Raw genomic sequence first — 2,933 nt, forward strand, 5'->3', positions numbered from 1 at the left:
CCCCCACACATCCCCCACGTCTCCCCATACGCGCAGACTCCCCGGTCACGGCCGCCGCCACCGGGCCCGTGCCCGCCCTGTGATCGAACAGAAGTCCTCACGAGACCGCCTCCTTCCCCGCCTCACTTCCCGACTCCTTCAGGGGGTGAACTCGCCCCGCCCTCAAGGAACTTTCACTGCTTCACCTCTTGACGGTCCGAGTGGCCGGGAGCACATTGGCCCCGCACCTCTCATTGAGAGCGCTCTCAAGCACCCGCCTTCCCCAGGCTCCGCCCAGGGCGCTCGCCTCTGCACCCGCGCACCCCACTCCGTACGCAAAGAGGTACTCATGAGGACAACCCCCACGAGACGCAACCCACTACGACGCACGCTCCTCGCCCTCGTCAGCGCTCTGAGCCTGGCCGCGGCCGGCGCCTCGGCGGCACAGGCGTCGGCGCCCACCCCGCCCAGCGGCTGGACCCAGGTCTTCGTCGACGACTTCAACGGCTCCGCCGGGACCGGCGTCTCCACTTCCAACTGGCAGTACGCGACCGGCACCGGCTACCCGGGCGGCCCCGCCAACTGGGGCACCGGCGAGGTCGAGACGATGACGAACAGCACCAACAACGTCGCCCTCGACGGCAACGGCAACCTCCGCATCACCCCGCGGCGTGACACCTCCGGCAACTGGACCTCGGGCCGCATCGAGACCAACCGCACCGACTTCCAGCCCCCGTCGGGCGGGAAGCTGCGCGTCGAGGCCCGTATCCAGATGCCGAACGTCACCGGCACCGCGGCCGAGGGCTACTGGCCCGCGTTCTGGATGCTCGGTGCGCCGTACCGGGGCAACTACCAGAACTGGCCGAGCGTCGGCGAGTTGGACATCATGGAGAACGTCCAGGGCCTCAACCGCGTGTGGGCCACGATGCACTGCGGCACCAACCCCGGCGGCCCGTGCAACGAGACCACCGGCATCGGCAACTACACGGCGTGTCCGGGCGCCACGTGCCAGTCGGGCTTCCACACCTACACCATGGAGTGGGACCGCTCGGCGAGCCCGGAAGCGATCCGCTTCCTGGTCGACGGCACCACCTTCCACACGGTGACGGCCAACCAGGTCGACGCGACGACGTGGGCCAACGCCACCAACCACGGGTTCTTCATCATCCTGAACGTGGCCATGGGCGGCGCCTTCCCGGACGCGTTCGGCGGCGGCCTGGACAGCGCGACCGAGCCCGGCCACCCCATGGTCGTCGACTACGTCCAGGTGCTGTCCAGTGGGAGCGGTACCACCCCTCCGCCGACCGGCAACCGTGACGCGTACAGCCCGATCCAGGCGGAGTCGTACGACAGCCAGAGCGGCGTGAGCACCGAGTCCACCTCCGACTCGGGCGGCGGCCAGAACATCGGCGCCCTCGCAAACGGCGACTGGGCCCTCTACAAGGGCGTCACCTTCGGCTCCACGGCGGCCACCCAGTTCAACGCCCGTGTTGCCAGCGGCGCCGCATCCGGTGTCAGCGGCCTCGTCGAGGTCCGCCTCGACAGCCGTACGAGCACCCCCGTCGGCAGCTTCGCCGTCGGCAACACCGGCGGCTGGCAGTCCTGGCGGACGATCCCGGCGAACATCAGCAGCGTCACCGGGACCCATGACGTCTACCTCACCTTCACGAGCGGCCAGTCCCAGGAGTTCGTGAACGTCAACTGGTTCAACTTCGGCCGCTGAGCGAGAAGTACTGAGTGCCGGTGCGACCCGCCATGCGGCGGGTCGCACCTGTTCTTTCAGGCGAGCCGACTGATCTCCTCGAGCGGGTACGGGATCTGCCTGCTCGTGCTCTGGAACGTGCGGTTGAAGTCGGATATCACGGCGGCGACCGGCGCGTGCCGGGCGATGATCGCCGCGGCCTCCTCGGGGATACCTGTGGGGCGCTCGCCGTCCGCGTAGGCACGCACCAGCTCGTAGCGACCCTCCCGGTCCTCCACCTGGAACCCGTACAGAGCGGTGACCAGCCAGTTCACCAGATACGTGGCGTTGTAACAGCGGTCGTAGACCTGATGCCGGTCGAAGAAGTCGGCCTCGTCCTGCGCCAGCTCGAAGCGGGAGGAGATCGCGAGGCCGTAGTCCGCGAAGTAGAGGCGCCGGCCGTCGGTGAGGATGTTCTCGAAGTGCGTGTCGAAGTGCAGGAGCCCTCGGGCGTTCATGAACGAGGTGCCGGCTTCCAAGTCCCTCTCCACCATGGCGCAGGCTCGGTCGGCACTCTCGCCTCCTGCCTTGACCTGAAGGTCCAGCCACTGGTGCAGGTTCTGCGGGATGTACTCCAGGAACAGCGCGACGTTCGCCGAGGACTGCTCAAGAGCCTCGATCCGGCGGCGCACCTGCGATCCGCCGCCCCAGTAGCCAACAGCCCGTTCGATGTCGGCCAGTTCCTCGGGCAGGGGCGTCGAGTCGGGCAGCACCCTCCAGTGGTACATCAGGGGGAAGCCCTCGTGTTCCGCCGCGAGCACCCAGTTCGTCGTCATGGTGTGCACGGCGAGTTCTCTCCAGGCCCCGAAACTCGGCGCGCCGATGGTGCCGATGCCGTACTTGCAGAAGGTTGGCAGCTCGAACAGATTCGCCGTCGACCGGACGTGCTCAGGTTACCTCTCCAAGTCGGTGAGGGGCACGCGCTTCACGAAGACCGGGGTTCCGGCGACATCCATCAGGGCCGCCGTCCCTCCGATGCCGGATCCGATCGGCACGGCCGCGTCCACGAGCTCGCGCAGGGCGGAATCACTGCACAGGGCCAAGGATGTGGAGACGGCGCTGTGGGCGCGGAGACGCGCAGGGCGCGACATGTCAGGGACTTTCACTGCCATTGACCGCACCTTACGTGAAGATCGGCGGCGGGTCGGGGGAAACAACGGGCTGCGGCAGCGGGCTGATTCCTCCGCCCCCGCCGCCCCTACCCGTCCCATCC

At 68.2% G+C, this 2,933-nt stretch carries 1 protein-coding gene and 1 pseudogene; one reads left to right on the forward strand and one right to left on the reverse strand.

Annotated features, from left to right (window positions below; genetic code table 11):
- Window positions 1–328: 328 nt before the first annotated feature.
- Window positions 329–1,702 (forward strand): glycoside hydrolase family 16 protein, encoded by a 1,374-nt coding sequence (locus tag FNH08_RS48060; protein ID WP_152778208.1) that lies wholly within the window; start codon window positions 329–331, stop codon window positions 1,700–1,702.
- A gap of 56 nt (window positions 1,703–1,758) precedes the next feature.
- Here FNH08_RS48060 and FNH08_RS48065 read toward each other — a convergent pair.
- Window positions 1,759–2,811, reverse strand: a pseudogene (locus FNH08_RS48065) (protein kinase family protein).
- Between the last annotated feature and the right edge of the window lie 122 nt (window positions 2,812–2,933).

The organism is Streptomyces spongiae (genome assembly GCF_009377185.1).
Classification (GTDB): Bacteria; Actinomycetota; Actinomycetes; order Streptomycetales; family Streptomycetaceae; genus Streptomyces; species Streptomyces spongiae.

Bases quoted from the DNA above. Each gene is read 5' to 3' on its own strand.
- FNH08_RS48060 (WP_152778208.1), top strand. From the start codon at position 329: ATGAGGACAACCCCCACGAGACGCAACCCACTACGACGCACGCTCCTC.